Source organism: Nocardia sp. CA-120079 (genome assembly GCF_050955745.1).
Lineage (GTDB): Bacteria > Actinomycetota > Actinomycetes > Mycobacteriales > Mycobacteriaceae > Nocardia.
This window is the reverse complement of record NZ_CP192088.1, coordinates 2,411,684-2,430,423: the sequence shown is the minus strand read 5'-3', so window position 1 is coordinate 2,430,423 and position 18,740 is coordinate 2,411,684. Positions and strand designations below refer to the sequence as shown.

Genomic DNA, 18,740 nt, shown 5'->3' with positions numbered 1-18,740 from the left:
GTGTCGGGCAACAACGCGGAATCGAAAAGGCCACGATCACAAGGGGATCGTGAAGGGGCCCTGCATTCAGCTGGCCGCGCCGACCGGAGTCAGGGTCTCTCCGCGCAGCCGCTGACTGATCACCTGGGTGATGCCGTCACCGCGCATGCTGACACCGTAGAGGGCGTCGGCGATCTCCATGGTCGGCTTCTGGTGGGTGATGACGATCAGCTGACTCTTCTCGCGCAGCTGCTCGAACAGGCCGATCAGGCGGCGCAGGTTGGTGTCGTCCAGCGCGGCCTCGACCTCGTCCATCACATAGAACGGCGAGGGGCGGGCGCGGAAGATGGCCACCAGCAGGGCAACCGCGGTCAGCGATTTCTCACCACCCGACAGCAGCGACAGTCGCTTGACCTTCTTGCCGGGCGGGCGGGCCTCCACCTCGATACCGGTGGTCAGCATGTCCGACGGATCGGTGAGCACCAGCCTGCCCTCGCCGCCCGGAAACAGTTTCGCGAAAACGCCGACGAATTCGCGCTCGACGTCCTCGTAGGCCTCGGTGAAGACCTGCAGGATGCGCGCGTCCACCTCGGCGACCACTTCCAGCAGATCCTTGCGCGCACTCTTGACGTCCTCGAGCTGAGTGGCGAGGAAGTTGTAGCGCTCCTCGAGCGCCGCGAACTCCTCCAGCGCAAGGGGATTCACCTTGCCGAGGGTGGCGAGGTCCTTCTCGGCGCGCTTGGCGCGGCGCTCCTGGGACTTGCGGTCGAACGGCATCGGCGCGGGCGCGGTGACCTGCTCGCCGCGCTCCTTGGCCTGTTCGTACTCCTGCCACTCCAGATCCGATGGCGGCATCGGCACATCCGGACCGTATTCGGCGATCAGATCGGCCAGCGCGATGCCGAACTGTTCGGCGATGGTCGCCTCGACCTGCTCGATGCGCAATGCCGCTTGGGCTTTGGCGACCTCGTCGCGGTGCACCGCGTCGGTGAGTTGGGCCAGCTGGGTGGTCAGCGCGCGGACCCGCTCCTTGATCTGCTCGACCTGGGTGGCGCATTCGGCGCGGCGGCGCACCAGTTCGTCACGGCGCGCACCGGCTTGCGCCACAACGGATTCCAGCTCTGCGGCGACCTTGGCACCGGATTCGGCAACGGCGGCAGCGACTTCGGCGGCCTGCCTGCGCGCGGCCTGTGCGCGTTCGGCGCGGGCCCTCGTCTCGCGTTCGGCGCGGGCCGCCCGACGCAGCGAATCCGCTTTGCCGCGAACCGATTCCGCGCGTTCCTCGGAGGTGCGCACAGCCAGGCGGGCCTCGACTTCCATGGACCGCGCCTCGGCCAGTGCGGCGGCGGCTTCCTCGCGGTCGCGGCCGGCGGATTCGGTGCCCGCCGCGCCCATGCCGTCGTCGTCGACCTCTGATTCGAGTTCGGTGCGGCGCAGCCGCTCTTCGAGATCGGCCAGCGCCGCCAGCGCCTCTTCCCGGCCCGACTCGGTTTCCGCGCGCTGGCCGGTGAGCCGGTCGATATCGGATTGGGCGGTGCGCGCCACCTCGCCGAGCCTGCCCAGGCGGTCGTAGATCACGACCAAGGCCTGATCGGATTCGTGCAGTGCGAGCAGCGCGTGGTCGACGGCATCCTTGCGGTCGGCTTGTTCGGCAAGTGCACCGGACAGGGCCGCCTCCAGCTCTTCGGCACGGCGTTGCGCGGCGACCAGATCGGCCTTGGCGGTATCGATATCGGCCTGGATTTCCAGCTGACTCGGTGCCCGATCGGATCCGCCGAGCACCCAACCGGTTCCGGTGAGATCGCCGTCGCGGGTGACCGCCCGCAGTTCCGGCCGGGCACGGACCAGTTCGGTGGCGGCGGCGAGATCCTCGACCACGGCGACACCTGCGGTCAGGGCGGCAATGGCGCCGCGCACGTTGTCCGGTCCGTCGACCACGTCGACCAGCCAGCGCGCTCCGCCGGGCAACCCGCCGTCGGACGCGATCGGCGCAGCCGCGGCATCGAAGACCAGCGCGGCACGACCGCCGTCGGCCTCCTTCAACGCGCGCACCGCCGCGTGTGCGGAATCTCCGGTATCGGCGGCGACGGCGTCGGCGAGCGGACCGAGGGTCGCGGCGACCGCGGCCTCGAAACCACCGTGCACCCGGATCAGCCCGGAGAGCGGACCGAGCAGGCCCTGTGCGCGATTCTCGATCAGCCAGGCCGCGCCGTCCCTACGCGCCAAACCCATACCCAGTGCCTCGATGCGGGCGCTCAGCGAGGCCACCCGCTTGCTGGCGTCGCGATCCTGTTCGCGCAGTTCGGTGACGCGCTGATCGGCCAGCGCCAGGGCCTGTACCGCATGCTCGTGCTGGGCGTCCAGACCGGTCTCACCGGCCTCGAGTTCACCGAGTTCGCCCTGGACCGTATCGAATTCGGCCTGGGCCGCCTCACCGCGCAGCCGGGCCTCGCCGATCGCGACCGTGAGCCGGGTGATCTCCGCATCCACCGACTGCGATCGGGTGCGCAAAGTTTCGACCTGACCGGACAGCCGGGCCAGCCCCTCACGACGGTCCGCGATGGCGCGCACCGCGGCCAGATGCGCCTGCTCGGCGGCCTTCGCGGCCTGCTCACGTTCGGCGAGCGCCTCGCGCGCGGCCTCCAGGGTTTCGGCCGCGATCTCGACTGCCTCGCGCAGTTCGGCCTCCTCGGCCTCCACGCGTTCGGCCTCGGCCTCGAGCTGGTCCGGATCGCGGCCGCTGCCGACGGGCATTTCGGTATGCAGATTGCGGGCTCGATCGCCCGCGATTCGGATGGTGGCATTCACGCGCTCGGCCAGCGCGGACAGCTGGAACCAGATCTGCGCGGCGGCCTCGGCACTCGGCGTCAGCCGGGAAAGCTGGAACTCCTGCTGTGCCAGTGCGGCATTCGCGGCATCGAGTTCGGTCTGCACCGTGATCTGCTGTTCGCGCGCGTACGCCTCTTTGCTCTGCTGACTCTCCAGCTCATTACGCCGGGTGACCAGGTCGTCGGCGGCCAGGCGCAGGCGCGCGTCACGCAGATCGGCCTGGACGGTCTGGGCCCGGCGGGCCACCTCGGCCTGTCTGCCGAGCGGTTTGAGCTGGCGGCGCAGTTCGGTGGTGAGGTCGGTGAGGCGGGCGAGGTTGGCCTGCATCGCCTCCAGTTTGCGAACCGCCTTCTCCTTGCGCTTGCGGTGCTTGAGCACACCGGCGGCCTCCTCGACGAAGGCGCGGCGGTCCTCGGGACGCGATTCCAGGATGGCCGAAAGTTGCCCCTGTCCGACGATGACGTGCATTTCCCGGCCGATACCGGAGTCGCTGAGCAGTTCCTGCACATCCATCAGGCGGCATGAGCTGCCGTTGATCTCGTATTCACCCGCGCCGTCGCGGAACATGCGCCGGGTGATGGAGACCTCGGCGTAGTCGATCGGCAGCGCACCGTCGGAGTTGTCGATGGTCAGCGTGACCTCGGCCCGCCCCAGCGGCGCACGTCCGGAGGTACCGGCGAAGATGACGTCCTGCATCTTGCCGCCGCGCAGCGCCTTCGCACCCTGTTCGCCCATCACCCAGGTGAGCGCATCGACGACATTGGATTTGCCCGAGCCGTTCGGGCCGACCACACAGGTGATGCCCGGCTCGAAACGCAAGGTCGTCGCGGACGCGAAGGACTTGAAACCCTTCAACGTCAGACTCTTCAGGTGCAAATTCGACGACCCTTCCCTGCGCGGTGGTCGGACAATTCGTCGTCCACTCGGGGCGACCAGCCATGGTATCCGTCTGGCAACGGTTACCCCGTAAGCGGGCGGATACCTCCGTAGGTTATCGACTAGGTGCCCGATGTCCCACATTTCCGTGTGCTCCACATTTGCTGGCCGCGCGTCAGTTTCGCACCCCTTGTCGGTGTTCGCACCTCGGGCGTCAGCGCGTGGTGACGGTGGCGCGGAAGTCGGCGTTGGAGGGATCGTCGAAGCCGAGACATTCGGCGATCTCGGCAACCGAGCCCGGTGCGTGGGTCAGCAACCGCTTGGCTTCCAAGATGATTCGCTCGTCGCTGAGTTCTTCGGCGCCGAGGCCGGTGTTCCGCCAGGCCAGGCGGTTCAGGGCGCTGGTGGAGTAGCCGAGGCGAGCCGCGTAGTCAGTGACCCCTTGTGCATGATCGGGAACTGCGCGTCGATTTCGTCGCGAAGCCGGAGGAGGGGCCTCGAGGGCCGGCGGCTGGGGCGGATCGACGGGATCTTCGGCGAGAAAGCAGGAGCAATGCGGCGAGGGCGTGGGTGACGGTGGCGCGGCGATGAGCGGCAGGTGGTTCCAGACAGGCCAGCAGAAGTGCCGCAATGTCGCCGAGCTCGGCGAAGGGGGTCCGACTCGACTTCGAAGCTGAGCGCCTGCCCTTCGCTCGTCGACCCTGCGCTGGTCCGGGACTCGAACGCAACCGGGTGCCGCTGCGGTATCACCACGCCGGGCGGCGTCTTCCACTACTTGGCGGGCATTCCGACTCCACCGAACTGACCGGTTTGTGCTTGCGGTATCGCCGGGCTGCCGGGGCGCATACGATCCAGTCTGATTCGCCAGCGGACCGTTAGTTCGGGAGTGCAGAGCATGTCGGACAAGACCAGCAGCGTGCTCGGTCTAGTCCGCCATGCGACCACGCTGCGGCTGACGCGCATCGGGACGCTGGTCGTGGGGAGCTTGGTTTTTCTGTATGCCTGCGAGGTCAGCCGGAAGAGTGACCTGTCCGACGTCTGGTTGCAGGTCGCCTTCGCCGCTGGACTCGCTGTCACCGGGCTCACGACCGCCTGGTTCGAGATAAAGGCCGCTGACCACGCCGCGACCCGCGCCCGCACCGACATCCGCGGCTTCCTCATCGAATCCGACGGCATCTCGGTGCGGGCCCGCATCACTCGCTCCGGCGATCTCGTCTTCCACGGCCACGACACCGGCGGCACCTATCCGGCCTACGAATGGGACTGGGCTTTCCGCGCCACCACCTTCCCCGCCATCCGCTCCGCCCTCGGCGGCGGCAAGGGTGACCTGCTCGACCTCCTCGAACGCACGGTCCCCGACCTGGACCGCCAAGAGCGCTACGACCCCGGCGCCTGGCTACACAACCAAGGCATACCCGCCGCCTTCCGCGAACGCGGCGACACCTCCCACCGCATCACCCGCGAGCTGCCAGTGGTCAAGCCCGAAGGTCTCCAACGCGAATCACCCCGTGAATCCACTGGGGCACAAAAGCTATCGAGCAAGCGCCACAGTCCGAAAGACGCGCCCCGCCCCAGCCGCTCGAGCCGCCGCGAACCACCCGGCCAAGACACTCCAGCCCCCACCCGCCGCCGGGCCTCGGAGTCCCCCGACCCTCGGAGCTCGCCGAACCGCTACGACGAACCACCAACCCGACGCCGGGACCAACCGTCGAACACGCGCCGAAGAGCGAGCGATCGGTTGGCGGCGGAGTCGGACCTTTACGCGGATAGCACACCGGCTGATCGCCGGGCCGTACCACCAAGCGATCGCTGGGACGCACCACCCGGTGACCGCTGGGACGCACCACCGAACGACCATTGGGACGCACCACCGAACGACCATCGCGGCACAGCACCGAACGACCATCGGGACACAGCACCGAACGACCATCGCGGCACAGCACCGAGCAATCACTGGGACACACCACCGAACGACGAGCGGGACGACGCACCGAGCGACAGCTGGAACGCAGTACCAAGCAATCAGTGGGACAGTCCACCAGCACGCTCCACCCGACCATCGGAAGCAACCCGTTACGAGCCCGATAGCCGGATCGATCCGCCTGCCGCCAGCCGTGGCGCATCGCCGAACCGACGCCGCGATCAACCACCGTTCGAACCAGGCGCACCAGCAAACCCCCGCCGCGCGGGGCGCGTGGATTCCCCTCGATCCGAGCCTTCAGGTGAGGGCTCGGACGAACCGTCCGCAAGCCGAGGCACACCGCCTAACCGACGTCGCGCCGAGTCGCCCCACGACGAACTGGGCGCACCGACGCGCGGCCGCCGCGAAACCCCTGCAGACCCACGGCGTTCGGAACCGTCAAGTGATCGCTGGAACGAACCACCGGTCAACCGCCATAGGGAGCAAGTGGACTATCGCCAGCCCACCGGTCGGCCCGGGGACGAAAGTTACGGCGCACACCGGCACGCGCTTTCCGGCGCGCACCCCAGCGAGTCGCCTCGCAGGCGGCGCGAACCGCAGGGGCGGCGGGACGAGTCGCCTGACCGACGTCACCGCAGGTCGTAGGCGCACGGTCGCCCCCACAGCTCCAAAGCCGGGACGCGCTAGACGTATCCATACTGTGCCGGGAAACCCCGCGAATCTACGAAAGTCCGAGCCATCGCCGGAACGAACACACACCCGCCGGCACGGCAATCCGCGCAGACCGGCACGTGCTATCCGGCGCGCACCCCAGCGAATCGCCTCACCGACTGAGCGAATCGCGGAGGCGGCAGGACGGGTCGCCTCACCGACGCCACCGCAGGCCATAGGCGCACAGTCGCCCCCCACAGCTCCAAAGCCGGCACGAGCTAGACGTACTGTGCCGGGAACCCCGCGAATCTACGAAAGTCCAAGCCACCGCCGGAACGAACACACCCGCCGGCACGCCCAATCACGCACACACCCCGGCGAACCGCATTGGCCGAGCTGGCGAAAACAACCGGCGCGGTGGTGAACCCGGCACCGGTTCGACATCACCCAGGTTGTCGGCCGCGCGGAAGTTGACGCACTTGTATAGCGCATCTCATCGCGGCATTGCCCATCTCATCGCGGCGGCGACAGCCCTCAGGACTCATCGGTGCTCAGTCAACCGATCGTGCGGAACCATGCGTGTCTGTCTGTAGGTCATCGGCCGAACACATTGCACAGTCCAGGCCATGGCAGCGGCCGGAATCTTGTACTCGTCGGTGATGGGCCCTCACAATCGCGGCCCCGCTCGAAGGCTTGACATTCCACATTGGAGGGTGCATGCTTATTTCACCTTCCAATGTGGAATATAGAACTAGTCGTTAGGAACTGGACATGGAAATCTCGCCTGGTACTCGGGCCTCCGATGCGGAGCGCGAGAAGGTTGTGCGGCTGCTCGGACGACACATGGCGGACGGTCGGATCGACCTCGCCGAATACGATCAGCGCGTCGCCCGCGTCTACGACACCGGCGTTCGCGACGATCTGCAGCTGGTCCTGTCGGATCTGCCGAAGTTGCCGAAAGAGTCTGCCGTACAGAAGAATTCGATGAATCGCTTCCCGATCTGGCAGCAGATCGAAGGCACCTCATGGCTCGGAGTGAGCGTGCTGGTGCTCACCATCTGGGCCGCGATCTCGATCAGCGTCGGCGAATTCACCTACCCGTGGCCGATCTGGGTCATCGGTCCATGGGGCGCCGTACTCGCCTTCCGCATGTTGGCCGGTTTCGAATCGGGCCGATTCGGACGCCACACCAACTGACACCCGACATGGTCAGCGATTGCCCCCTGTCGCTACCCCCTCCTCGCCCCCGCACCTTCACTCCCCACCTGGACCCCGATCACCATGCCCTGACGCAAACAAACACCGAGAGCCCATCTCCGCCAAAGCATTCTCGACGCCGAGGGGGACTATCTCGCTAACGGTGTTTCCGGCGGTTTCTCTCAGTAGGTTTGGGCGTCGGGCCAGCGGTCGGCGAAGGTGATCGCGAACGCGTTGACCGCGGGCTTCCAGCGCATGGTCCATCGTGCCCGACCGGCGCCGGTCGGGTCCAGGGACCGGGTGACCAGATACAGGCATTTCAGGGCGGCTTGCTCGGTGGGGAAATGCCCGCGGGCTTTGATCGCGCGCCGGTAGCGGGCGTTCAACGACTCGATCGCGTTCGTCGAGCAGATCACCCGTCGTATCTCGACGTCATAGTCGAGGAACGGAATGAATTCCTCCCACGCATTCTCCCAAAGCCGCACTATCGCAGCGTATTTCGTGCCCCACTTCTCGGTGAGTTCATCGAGCGCTGCCCGTGCCGCGGCGGCGTTGACGGCGGTGTAGATCGGTTTCACATCACGACGCAACGCGTCCCAATGCTGACGGCCGGCCAGCCGGAAAGTGTTGCGGATCAAATGGATGACACAGGTCTGGACCGTAGCCAGCGGCCACACGTTGCCCACCGCGTCCGGCAAACCTTTCAACCCGTCACAGACCAGGAAGAACACATCTTTGCAGCCGCGGTTACGGATATCGGTCAACACACTCAGCCAGAACTTCGCGCCCTCACCACCGGTGCCGGCCCACAAACCCAGGATGTCCTTCTCACCGTTGACCGTGACACCGATCGCGGCATAGATCGGACGGTTGGCGACCTGACCATCCCGGACCTTCACCACGATCGCGTCGATGAAGATAGCGGCATACACCGCGTCCAAGGGCCGGTTGGCCCAATCGGCCATCTCGGCGATCACCTTGTCGGTGATCCGAGACACCGTCTCCTTCGACACCGACGCCCCATAGATCTCAGCGAAATGCGCCGAAATCTCCCCAGTGGTAAGCCCTTTCGCATACAGCGACAGCACGATCTCATCCACCCCGGTCAACCGGCGCTGGCGTTTCTTGACGATCTGCGGCTCGAAACTACCCTCCCGATCGCGGGGCACCTCGATCTGCACCTGACCCGTCGCCTCGGTCAACACCGTCTTGGCGCGAGTCCCGTTGCGCACGTTGGCCGATTCGCGCTCGGTCGGGGCTTGGCCCTTGTCGAAACCGAGATGCTCGGTCATCTCCTCGTTCAACGCCGTTTCCAGGACGGTCTTAGTGAACTGTTTGAGCAACCCGTTCGGCCCGGTCAGCGATAACCCTTGCTCCTTGGCCATCCGGACCAGCTCCTGGGCGGCGAGCTCCTCGGCCGAAGCCTCCACCGGCTTCTTCTTCCTCGTCACGGCATCAAGTGTCGTCATCACGGCACCTTCCCGCTGAACATCGCTCAGCGAATCAGGCCGGAAACACCCTTAAATCCACAGTCCCCACCGAGGCGCAGGGGCTGCGGAGTTGGGCACTTGATCACCATGCGCTGGTGGAGGCGAATGTCGAGAGTGGCCGCCACCAGTGCATTCTCGGCTTATGTGTCGGTGGGGTGGGGGAGGATGTGGGGTATGGGGGATGTTTTGGATGGGCCGTTTCGGGGGTCTTGGGCGGTTGCGGCTGGGATGGTTTCGCGATGGGAGTTGCGGCGCGGGTTTGTTCGGTTGCTTCCGGATGTTTATGTGCGGCGGGGGTGTGGGGTGGGGGCTGTCGAGAGGGCCGTGGCAGCCGGGCATTGGGGGAAAGGTACGGGTGTTCTGGTTGGGCGGTCGGCGGCGGCGCTGCATGGGACGCGGTGGTTGGACGGGGAATGGCCTGCGGAGATCGCGCGCGCCGGTTACACCAGGGGACCGCGTGGAATTGCGCTTCGGCAGGACGTTATTCCGGCGTCGGAATGCTGTGAGAGAGCGGGCTTTCGAGTGACTACGCCCGCTCGAACCGCCTTCGATCTGGGGCGGCGATTGTCACGGGAGAATGCGGTGGTCGTCCTCGACGCCCTCTGCGCCGCAACCGGATTGCGCACAGAAGAAGTCATCGAGCTGAGCGATTTGCATCCGGGAGCACGAGGCATAGCGAGATTGCGCGAGGTGCTGCCGCTGGTAGACGGTGGCGCCGAATCTCCGCAGGAAAGCCGCACGAGACTGCTGCTGATCGACAACGGTCTCCCCCGTCCGGAGACCCAGATCGTCGTCCGAGATCACTACGGAACATTCGTCGCCCGCGTGGATATCGGTTGGGAGCAATGGAAAGTCGCCGTCGAGTACGACGGCGCCCAACACTGGACAGATCCAGCACAGCGATCCAAAGACATCGACCGCCACGCCGAACTAAACGCCCTCGGCTGGCTGGTAATCCGAGTCAGCGCAGACCAACTCCGCACCCGCCCCCACATCATCCTCGACCGAGTCCGAACCGCCCTCCGCACCCAAGGCGCACACCTGATCGCTTGACCACCATGCGCTGGTAGCAGTAAACACCGAGATACTCACCCCCCAGTACATTCTCGACACCAGCGAACACGGGGGCGACATACCCAGTGCTAGCGGTGGGCAGTTGGGATCGGTGGTGCGATGGGCAGGTGGTGGGGTCACGGGACTGAACCCTTGATCACCAGGCGCTGATGGCGGCAAACATCGAAATACCCACTCCCCCAGTACATTCTCGACACCAGCGAACACGGGGGCGACATACCCAGTGCTAGCGGTGGGCAGTTGGGATTGATGGTGCGATGGGCAGGTGGTGGGGTCACGGAACTGGACCCTTGATCACCAGGCGCTGATGGCGGCAAACATCGAGAACGCCCTGCCACCAATACATTCTCGGCGGCAGCGAAATGCTGGGGACATGTCGAGCGAGTAGGGGCGGCGTGGGTACGTGCATTGCAGAAGTACCAAGTGGGCCCTGCCCGAGTTGTTCGCACTCCAAGGGGCGATCAGCGTGCGGGGCCCTGGCCGCTGTGGCGTGCACATGGGATTGGGGGTGCGCAGGTTTGGGTGGCGGAGGTGGACCGATGTTCGCCATGCATTGGTGGCGGGAAAGTCGAGAGCGCTACTCCATCACTACATTCTCGGCGCCAGCGGGGGGTGTTTCGAAGGTGTTGGTAGGCATCGGGTTTGCGGGTTGTGCTTTGGTGGTATTGCGGAATGGTGAGGGCTTCAAGGGTTTTGGCCTCGCTCGTGGGTGTGCTGGTGGCCAGTTTCGCGGTTTCTGTTCTGTCTGTGCGTCCTGCTGTTGCGGCGCCGCAAGTGGTTGGTGAGACACCGCTGGACGGTTCGGTTTCGCAAGTGGACGTTTATTCCCCCGCGATGGATCGGGTGGTGAGCAATAGGGTGATTCGAGCCGCGGGGGGTCCTGCGCCGACGCTGTATCTGCTCACCGGAATCGGTGGTGGCACCGATGGCATCTCGTGGTGGGACGATACGGATGTCCGGCAGTTCTTCGCCGATAAACACGTCAACGTGGTGATGCCGATCGGTGGTGCGTACAGCTTGTACACCGACTGGCTCAGCGACGATCCGGCGGTCGGCCGGAACCGGTGGCAAACCTATCTCTCCCGGGAACTTCCGGCCGTCCTCGATACCCGGCTCGGCAGCACCGGACGCAATGCGATCGCGGGTGTGTCGATGAGTGCGGGGTCGGCGGTGGACCTGGCGATTCAGGCGCGCGATGTGTACAGCGCGGTGGCGGCCTACAGCGGATGTCCGTGGACATCGGATGCGCTCGGGGTCGCGATGGTCAGCGCGCAGGTGATCCGCGGCGGGGCCAATCCGGTGAATATGTGGGGCGAGCTGGGCCAAGGGATCTGGCGGATGCATGATGCGTTCGCCAATGCGGGTGCGTTGGCGGGTAAGACGATCTACCTCTCGGCCGCCACCGGCACCCCCGGCGCGATCGATGAAGGCGGACTCGGCTTCCCGCCGGTCGAGGCCATCGCCAGCTCGTGCACCGATGCATTCGCGGACCGGCTCAGCGAGCTCGGCCTTCCCGCTATCCACGTCAACCGCCCCGAAGGCTCCCACACCTGGGGCCAGTTCGAAACCGACCTCCACGATTCCTGGCCCCACCTGGCCCGAGCCCTCGGCGCATAACCAGGCCTGGCCCGTCGCGCCGATAATCTCCAGCCTGCCCGCGCACCGCTGCTCGCGGACGTGCCGGACAGCGCGGCCGGTGCTCTCGTGCATACCTGTGCTTCGCCGAACAGCCTTGCGCCGAGAATCTCGAGGGTTGCTCCAGCGCGCATTCACGTACCGCGCAGGGAATCGGCGCGTGGCGCGCGAGAAGGTGCGGCATGCGGCGCGAAGTTGCCGCGGGTCCAGGGCGTGACACTACGGTGGGGTGACATGGATACCGTTGCCGTGCCGAAGTGGGTTGGCATCGCGCCTGCGCGGGTGGGTGGGGCGGGGCGGGGTGTTCTTGGCGCGGTGGCGTTTCTTGTGGTGGTGCAGTTGGTGGTGCGGGGGTGGGTGGCGGGGAGTGGGTTTTTTTATTGGGATGATCTGATTTTGGTGGGGCGGGCGGGGAGTTATTCGCTGTGGTCTGCGGATTTGCTGCTGTACAACCATGACGGGCATTTCATGCCGTTGGCGTTCGCGACGGCCTGGGTGGTGACTGCGGTTGCGCCGTTGACGTGGGCTGGGCCGGTGGTGTCGCTGCTGGTACTGCAATTGGCGGTTTCGGTCGCGGTGGTGCGGATGCTGGTCGTACTCATGGGGGTGCGGTGGGCGATTCTGGTGCCGCTGGGGTTCTATCTGTTTTGTCCGCTGACGCTTCCCGCGTACGCCTGGTGGGCTGCTGCGCTCAATGCGCTGCCGCTGCAATTCGCGCTCGCGTGGGTGATCGGGGACGCGGTGCGGCTGGTCGAAACGGGGCGGCGGCGGTATGCGGTATCGGGGGTCTTGATACTGGCGGTGGCGCTGCTCTTCTTCGAGAAGTCGGTGATCGTGCCGTTCGCCGCGTTCGCTGTCGCGGTGCTCGTTCGGCACGTCGATGGTCTCGGATTCGCACTGCGGGTCGTGGCGCGGCGTGGAGCGGCGCTGTGGGGCGGATCCGGTGTTGTGATCGCTTGTTGGCTGGCCGGATATCTGACGGTGGTGGATGTTTCGGCAGTCCAGACCAGCCCGGCGGAACTGCGTGACTTATTGCCCGGCGCAACGTCATTGGGGATTGTGCCGACGCTGTTCGGCGGCCCGTGGAGTTGGGAGCGCTGGCTACCGTCGACGCCATGGGCGGATCCGCCGAGTTGGGCGGTCGTGGCGGCATGGGTCGCATTGTGCGCGCTGGTGCTGCTGTCGCTGCGGGCGCGGCTTCGTGTGGGACCGGTGTGGGTGACAGCGGCGGCGTACGTGCTCGTCGCGCAGCTGCCGGTCGCATTGGCCCGCAGCGGACCGAATACCGCCGCCGAACTCATGCAGTCCCTACGCTATTTCGCCGATATCGCAGTGGTGTTGACCGCCGCGGGTGCACTGATACTGCGTGCTCAGCCGCGAGACAACGCTGCGCAGTTGCTTCCGGATACGCGCGACCGCACCGCTCGGTTGATGTACCGCGAGGCTCCTTCCGATTCGCGGGACGCGGCGCGCGTGCCACAGGGTCGGGTCGCCGTGTTGCTTCCGGTGCTGGGTGGTCCGGCGGCCAGGTGGATTCTCCGAATGGGTGGTCGCATACCGATATTCGTGCCCGGCTCGCGGGTCACGGCGGTGTTGGGGGTGGCATTTCTAGTGAGCTGTCTTTGGTCTACTGCGGCTTTTGTGGAGTCTTGGCGGGTTAATCCAACGAAGACGTATGTGACGAATGTGAAGGCGGCGTTGGCGGAGGGTGATGGGGTGCCGCTGCTCGAGCAGGAGGTGCCGTGGAATGTGTTGAACCCGACGGCGTATCCGCAGAATCTGACAAGTCGAGTGCTTGCGCCGCTGGCGAAGCCGACTACCTTTGCCGACTCGACTCCGCGGCTGCGGATGATTACTGATAGCGGGGAGATCGTCGAGGCGGCGGTATGGTGGAATCGCAGTATTCTGCCTGGGCCCGAGGATGGCTGTGGGTATCGGATACGGGGGCCACAGCCAAGCGATATTGCGCTCGACGGGCCGATGCTCGAACACGAATGGACTGTGCAGCTCAACTACCTGGCGAACGAAGATGGACGAATTACCGTCTCGTTCGAGCACGGCGAGCCCGTGGGCGCGCCGGTTCGCAAGGGGTTGAATACCGCCTACGTTCGCGTGGTCGGCAGCGGGTCCATGCTTCGAATCAGTCCTCGCACACCAGGACTCGACCTCTGCCTGGGGGTTGGACCCGTAGGAGTTGCCTCCTACGACAACTGACCTCTGAGCACGAGTGCCCATGGCCTGTCGTTCGCTGCCTCGCCGCAGCAGGTCGACTGCGCGAACGTCCGACCGCCGACGAAATCTGCGCGGCAACAATTTTCGACGCACGCGGACGCGAGTACACATCCGCGCTCTATATACACATGCCGGAGCTGGGACCAACGACATGGGAGAGCAACACCCTCGACGGCACCGACTCGATCCGCGCGTGGATCGACCGCTTCGACGAGGGCGTCGTCTCCGCTCATGTATGGGCCGCCGCAATCGCCCTCGATCCCGACCGGAACCGGAGCGTGCTCAGCCGATTACGGGCGCACACATCCGACATCCGATAGAGCAGATATTGAATCCGCCGCCACAGACCAGCGTCTGCGCACTGACGTATTCCGATTCCGGCAGACACAGCAGGTACACCGCACGCCTCGGCCGGCGTACCGGAGCGACCGAGCGGGATCATGTGCTCCATGGCCGCGAGCAGTTCGGGATTCACGCCGAGCTTGATCTCCCCGCCCTGCACATCAATGGTCGAGCCACCGGCTGGGGCCTCGGTGAGCCGGGTCTTGATCATGCCGAAGGCGATGCTGTTGACGGTCACGTTGTAGCGGCCCTACTCCTTGGCGATCGCCTTGGTGAGGCCGATGATGCCTGCCTCGGCCGAGGAGTAGTTGGCCTGTCCGGCAGTGCCGCCGGTGCCCGCCATCGAGGAAATATTCAGGACCTTGCGGCACGGCACCGGCTCACCGACGGACTTGGCCTGCTCAACCAATCCGCCGATCACCGGCTGGGCGGCGCGCAGAATCCGGAACGGCGCCTCGAGATGGACATCGAGAATGGCGTCCCACTGTTCATCGGTCATCTTCTGGATCAGCGAATCCCAGGTGTAGCCCGCATTGTTGATGATGATGTCCAGTCCGCATCGTCGACCACGACCTTCGCGCCCTCCCCCGGCAGCTCGAGCGCGATTTCCGCCCGATGCCGCATCGGGAGATGGAGACGATCGCGACCTTGTTGTCCAGTGTTCTTATGGGTGCCAGAACCTTTCGCCACTGCCGGAATATCGGAGTTCAGCGTGATTCGCCGCACCGGGCTTGCACCCGAGGAACTACAGAATGGCGAAGGCGACAACCAGACCGAGCGCGAAATGCGCCGCGGCAACCACGAGAACCTCGGTGGTGTAGACATCGGATGCCAGCGCCGCGCCGATATCGATGCCGAGTGCCCGTTCGATGACCCGTACCGAAATCACCTGCGCGATGATGCCGACCAACCCGTAGACGCTCGCCGCGATGAGGCCCTCGGAGAGTTTGCCCGCCGAGGCGTAGGTCGCCAACACCACGATCAAGGCCATGCTGACCATGCCCGCGGCCGTGACGATGATGGCATTGGGTTTACCCGCGGCGACCAGCGCGCGCAGCTTGCCGGGGGTGGTCAGATCGATGGCGTAGAAGCCGACGAGCATGAGGGCCAAGCCGACGATGGCGTAGAGGACGATGGCTCCAACGCCGGTGCCGAGCGAGTTCCAGTAACCCGATTCGAGGGCAACTGCGGTCATCGTGATCCTTCCGAGGTGAGGTCGCGTAGTTACTGCGTAATGCGGTGCGGGACAAAGGCCGAGCCGTCGTCGGTGATCAAACCGGCGGTTTCGCGAATCCCGAGTCCGGCCGCGTTGTCGCCGACGATCCAGGCACCGAGGACCGGGCGCATATCGTCGAATTCCGGTAGCGGGTCGAGCAATTGGTAGACGAAACCCTCTTCGCCGTAGACCCCGCCGGTGGCCGTCTCCAGGCCCGCGCCGACGATGGTCATATTCGCGCCCTCGCGCCCGAGCTTCGGCTTGCGAATGTATTCGGTGAGCTCATTGGGCTGATCGAGATAAGCGGGCAATAGATTCGGGTGCCCGGGATACATTTCCCACAGGATCGCGAGGATCGCCTTATTGCTCAGCAGGGTCTTCCACAGCGGCTCGACCCACATGGTCTGCGGCAGGCTCGCCACCACGCGCTTTCCGAAATCGTCGTCGAGCACCCACTCCCACGGATAGAGCTTGAAGATCGCATCGATCGAACCCTCCGCCAGATCGACGAAACGCTCCAGCTCGCTGTCGAATCCGACGTCCTCGATCGGTAGCGCGATGGTGTCGAAGCCGGCCTCGGCGGCGGTCTCCTGCATATACGCGGTGGTGACATTGTCCTCGCCGGTGGCATCCGCGCCGGACCAGGTGAAATGCAATTGCGCCGAGGGCAGGATGTCGCGCAGCTCGGTCCAGCGCTCGACCAGCTTCTCGTGCAGGGAATTCCACTGATCGCCGTCGGGATAGAGCGCGGTGAGCCAGTGCCACTGCACAATTGCCGCCTCCAGCAGTGAGGTCGGCGTATCGGCGTTGTACTCCAACAGTTTCGCCGGACGGCGCGCGTCGTAGCGCAGATCGAAGCGCCCGTAGACGTACGGGTCATTGCGCTTCCAGGATTCCGCGATCGGCCCCCAACTCCATTCGGGCAGACCGAAATCCTTGTACCGCTCGGTGAGCACCACATGCTCGACGGCATTCAGGCACATCGAATGCAGCAGTTCGACATCGGCCTCCAACGCGAGGATCTCCGACATCTCGAACTCGTAATGCACCGATTCATCCCAGTACGGCCGGGGCAGACCGCTCGCATCACGGCCGGGCGAGCCGTAGACCAGCCCCTGGCCCTCGATGATCTGCTGCCAGCCGGGCCGCGGCGTAGCGCGCACGCGTCGCATTACGAACCCCCGCTGCTCTTGCTGCTGGTGCCGAGACCGCCGCGGGTGACGGTGCTGCCGCTCTTGGTCGAGATCTGAGCTCCCTTGGGCTGCACCGTGGTTCCGCCGGTCGGCGGTTTGCCGACGGTGTTGTTACCGCCGTAGTAATAGCGGTACTGGTGCCCGTTGTATATGAAGATCCCGTTGCTGCCGGTGTACGCGCCGGTTGTACCGGATCCGACGGCGGTCGAGGCGACCTCGCAGTCGTCGTCGGGCGCGACGACCTCCTGGCCGTTCTGATCGATCACGGTGCAATACGCAGTCACCTGATCGGGTTTGGTGAGCGCCCGATAGGCGAGATAACCACCGCCGACCAGACCCGCGACACCGACGATGGCGACACCGCCGATGAGTACGCGCTTGCGAGTGCGCTTCTTTTGCTCGGCGGCGGCTGTAGCGGCCTGCTGCGCCTCCTCCGCGCGCTTACGTGCCTTGTCACGCGCACGCGCCTCGGCCACCGTCGGCGGACGCGGCTGAGTGACACCGGCCTCTTGGCGCTGGATACTGCCCCTTTGCGGCGGGGTACCGAACCGCCGCGGCCCGGCACCCGGCGGAGTCGGCCCGGTGCCCGGCGCACCATGACCAGCATCCGACGGACCAGATCCCCCGCCTGGCGCGCCATGCCCCTCGCCTGGCGAACCCAACCTATCGCCCGACGAACCAGATCCGCCGCCCGGCATGACAGGGCCGGCGTCCGCGGAACCAAATCCGCCGCCCGAAGCGCCGTGCCGTTCGCCGGGCCTGGAAGGAACTTCGCCTGGCGAACCCGACCTGTCGCCCCGCGAACCAGATCCGCCACCTGACGAACCAGGACCGTCACCCGCAGAACCGGACCCGCCGGTGGGCGAACCAGACCCAGCACCAGGCGAACGAGGATCGCTGCCCGGGGAACCAGATCCAGCACCCGGCGAGCCGGAGCCGCCGCCCGCCGAACCAGATCCACCACCTGGCGTGCTGGCCCCAGCATCCGCCGAACCAGACCCGACGCTCGGCGAACCAGATCCACTACCAGGCGAAAGCGGTTGCGGCGGTGTGGCTTCAGAGCCTGCGTCGCCGCCGGATGCGGGCGTAGACGACCCCGACTCCGGATCGGGCTCAGTCCGCCCCGCGTCGTCTCCCGCCCCCGGACCTCCCGTACTCAACGATCACATCGCTCGGTCGTCGAAACCACTACCGCTCCTCGAATCCGGACAAATCTCCCCGCGCGGGCTCCCAGCTTTCCACAACAAGGTCGACCCGACCAGGAGTATCTCCAGAACGCAGAAGATCCAGCAACATTTCGCACGCGGGTCGCGGACCTTCGGCTACCACATGCACCCGACCGTCGCGGGCATTGGTGGCGCTTCCGACCAATCCGAGCGCCAGCGCCCGCGAGCGCGTCCACCAGCGGAAGCCGACGCCCTGCACGTAGCCGTGCACCCACGCGCTGAGCCGAACCGATTCCGGCATCACGCGTCGATGGCGTCGATATCGAATGTCAGCGTGACCTTGGTGCCGGCCTTCAGCGTCCGGCCCACGGTGCAGACCTTGTCGATGGCGCGCTGCACGGTGACCAGCAGTCGCTCGCGCGCCTGCTCGTCCAATTCGCTGAGGTCCAGCTCGAATACCTCGTCGAGTTGCGGGTATACCTCGTTCTCGCGGTCGGCGTCGCCGGAGACGCGGATGGTCGCGTCGAAGGCGTCGCCGAGCTTGCGCGAGAGCGGGAAGTCCGCGCTCAGTCCGGAGCAGCCCGCAAGGGCGATCTTCAGCAGCTCACCCGGGGTAAAGGCCCCTGGCACGCCCTGCGATGCGATCAATACCTCGGCCCCGCGCGAGCTGCGGCCGGTGTACGCCCTGGTCCCGGTGCGCTCGACCCACAGGGTGGTCGGCTCGGTCGCGGCGGCGGTGGTGGTCGCGGATGCGGTGGTCTGGTCAGCCATGGTCACGATCCTGCCAGTCCCGCCTCCCCGAATATTCAGGCTCCCCCGCCTCCCCGAGCCTTTTGCCGGTCGTCGTGTGCCTCGGCAGTACTCGACCGGGCCGACGGTTGGCGAAGCAGTTGAGCTTTGGGCGTACCCGACGAGTTACCCATATTCGTCCGAGATCAG

13 protein-coding genes and 1 pseudogene are annotated in these 18,740 nt (G+C 65.8%); 4 read left to right on the top strand and 10 right to left on the bottom strand.

What is annotated here, in order from left to right:
• Positions 1–66: 66 nt before the first annotated feature.
• The 3 genes from smc to ACQPYR_RS11160 form a co-directional block, all read right to left on the bottom strand.
• Positions 67–3,684: a chromosome segregation protein SMC gene (smc, locus tag ACQPYR_RS11170; protein WP_433630814.1), complete on the bottom strand. Its 3,618-nt coding sequence runs from the start codon at positions 3,682–3,684 to the stop codon at positions 67–69.
• A gap of 214 nt (positions 3,685–3,898) precedes the next feature.
• Complete coding sequence (locus ACQPYR_RS11165; protein WP_433630812.1) at positions 3,899–4,315, bottom strand: helix-turn-helix domain-containing protein; 417 nt, start codon at positions 4,313–4,315, stop codon at positions 3,899–3,901.
• 294 nt (positions 4,316–4,609) lie between these two features.
• Positions 4,610–5,056, bottom strand: coding sequence for a hypothetical protein (locus tag ACQPYR_RS11160; protein WP_433630809.1), 447 nt, complete (start codon positions 5,054–5,056; stop codon positions 4,610–4,612).
• 1,971 nt (positions 5,057–7,027) lie between these two features.
• Here ACQPYR_RS11160 and ACQPYR_RS11155 point away from each other — a divergent pair.
• The gene (locus tag ACQPYR_RS11155) at positions 7,028–7,453 is read left to right on the top strand and encodes a DUF1707 SHOCT-like domain-containing protein (protein ID WP_433630807.1); all 426 of its coding nucleotides are present in this window, start codon (positions 7,028–7,030) and stop codon (positions 7,451–7,453) included.
• Between the two features lie 182 nt (positions 7,454–7,635).
• On the opposite strand, the gene ACQPYR_RS11150 is transcribed toward ACQPYR_RS11155, so the two are convergent.
• Positions 7,636–8,925 (bottom strand): IS256 family transposase, encoded by a 1,290-nt coding sequence (locus tag ACQPYR_RS11150; RefSeq protein WP_433624106.1) that lies wholly within the window; start codon positions 8,923–8,925, stop codon positions 7,636–7,638.
• A gap of 540 nt (positions 8,926–9,465) precedes the next feature.
• Between ACQPYR_RS11150 and ACQPYR_RS11145 the strand changes: the two genes are divergently transcribed.
• The 3 genes from ACQPYR_RS11145 to ACQPYR_RS11135 all read left to right on the top strand — a co-directional run bounded on the left by ACQPYR_RS11145 (position 9,466) and on the right by ACQPYR_RS11135 (position 13,866).
• On the top strand, positions 9,466–9,996 hold the full coding sequence (locus ACQPYR_RS11145) for an endonuclease domain-containing protein (RefSeq protein ID WP_433630804.1): 531 nt from the start codon (positions 9,466–9,468) through the stop codon (positions 9,994–9,996).
• A gap of 693 nt (positions 9,997–10,689) precedes the next feature.
• Positions 10,690–11,634: an alpha/beta hydrolase gene (locus ACQPYR_RS11140; RefSeq protein ID WP_433630802.1), complete on the top strand. Its 945-nt coding sequence runs from the start codon at positions 10,690–10,692 to the stop codon at positions 11,632–11,634.
• A gap of 252 nt (positions 11,635–11,886) precedes the next feature.
• Complete coding sequence (locus ACQPYR_RS11135) at positions 11,887–13,866, top strand: hypothetical protein (RefSeq protein ID WP_433630799.1); 1,980 nt, start codon at positions 11,887–11,889, stop codon at positions 13,864–13,866.
• A gap of 300 nt (positions 13,867–14,166) precedes the next feature.
• Here ACQPYR_RS11135 and ACQPYR_RS11130 read toward each other — a convergent pair.
• From ACQPYR_RS11130 to ACQPYR_RS11105, 6 genes and pseudogenes are all read right to left on the bottom strand, one after another.
• Positions 14,167–14,782, bottom strand: a pseudogene (locus ACQPYR_RS11130) (SDR family oxidoreductase); the annotation flags it as partial.
• A 189-nt stretch (positions 14,783–14,971) separates the two neighbouring features.
• On the bottom strand, positions 14,972–15,421 hold the full coding sequence (locus ACQPYR_RS11125) for a DUF350 domain-containing protein (RefSeq protein ID WP_063042863.1): 450 nt from the start codon (positions 15,419–15,421) through the stop codon (positions 14,972–14,974).
• A gap of 29 nt (positions 15,422–15,450) precedes the next feature.
• Positions 15,451–16,614, bottom strand: a complete 1,164-nt coding sequence (locus ACQPYR_RS11120; RefSeq protein ID WP_063042864.1) for a glutathionylspermidine synthase family protein — start codon at positions 16,612–16,614, stop codon at positions 15,451–15,453.
• On the bottom strand, positions 16,614–17,156 hold the full coding sequence (locus ACQPYR_RS11115; protein WP_433635096.1) for a hypothetical protein: 543 nt from the start codon (positions 17,154–17,156) through the stop codon (positions 16,614–16,616). The genes ACQPYR_RS11120 and ACQPYR_RS11115 overlap by 1 nt, the downstream gene beginning before the upstream one ends.
• Before the next feature lie 667 nt (positions 17,157–17,823).
• The gene (locus ACQPYR_RS11110; protein ID WP_433630797.1) at positions 17,824–18,102 is read right to left on the bottom strand and encodes an acylphosphatase; all 279 of its coding nucleotides are present in this window, start codon (positions 18,100–18,102) and stop codon (positions 17,824–17,826) included.
• Positions 18,102–18,572, bottom strand: a complete 471-nt coding sequence (locus ACQPYR_RS11105) for an OsmC family protein (RefSeq protein ID WP_433630795.1) — start codon at positions 18,570–18,572, stop codon at positions 18,102–18,104. Before ACQPYR_RS11105 ends, ACQPYR_RS11110 begins: the two co-directional genes overlap by 1 nt.
• Between the last annotated feature and the right edge of the window lie 168 nt (positions 18,573–18,740).

Excerpts from the sequence above, each read along its gene's own strand:
- ACQPYR_RS11110 (WP_433630797.1), bottom strand. The coding sequence starts at position 18,102 with ATGCCGGAATCGGTTCGGCTCAGCGCGTGGGTGCACGGCTACGTGCAG.
- ACQPYR_RS11125 (WP_063042863.1), bottom strand. The coding sequence starts at position 15,421 with ATGACCGCAGTTGCCCTCGAATCGGGTTACTGGAACTCGCTCGGCACC.
- ACQPYR_RS11120 (WP_063042864.1), bottom strand. The coding sequence starts at position 16,614 with ATGCGACGCGTGCGCGCTACGCCGCGGCCCGGCTGGCAGCAGATCATC.
- ACQPYR_RS11155 (WP_433630807.1), top strand. The coding sequence starts at position 7,028 with ATGGAAATCTCGCCTGGTACTCGGGCCTCCGATGCGGAGCGCGAGAAG.
- ACQPYR_RS11135 (WP_433630799.1), top strand. The coding sequence starts at position 11,887 with ATGGATACCGTTGCCGTGCCGAAGTGGGTTGGCATCGCGCCTGCGCGG.
- ACQPYR_RS11105 (WP_433630795.1), bottom strand. The coding sequence starts at position 18,572 with ATGGCTGACCAGACCACCGCATCCGCGACCACCACCGCCGCCGCGACC.
- ACQPYR_RS11140 (WP_433630802.1), top strand. The coding sequence starts at position 10,690 with ATGGTGAGGGCTTCAAGGGTTTTGGCCTCGCTCGTGGGTGTGCTGGTG.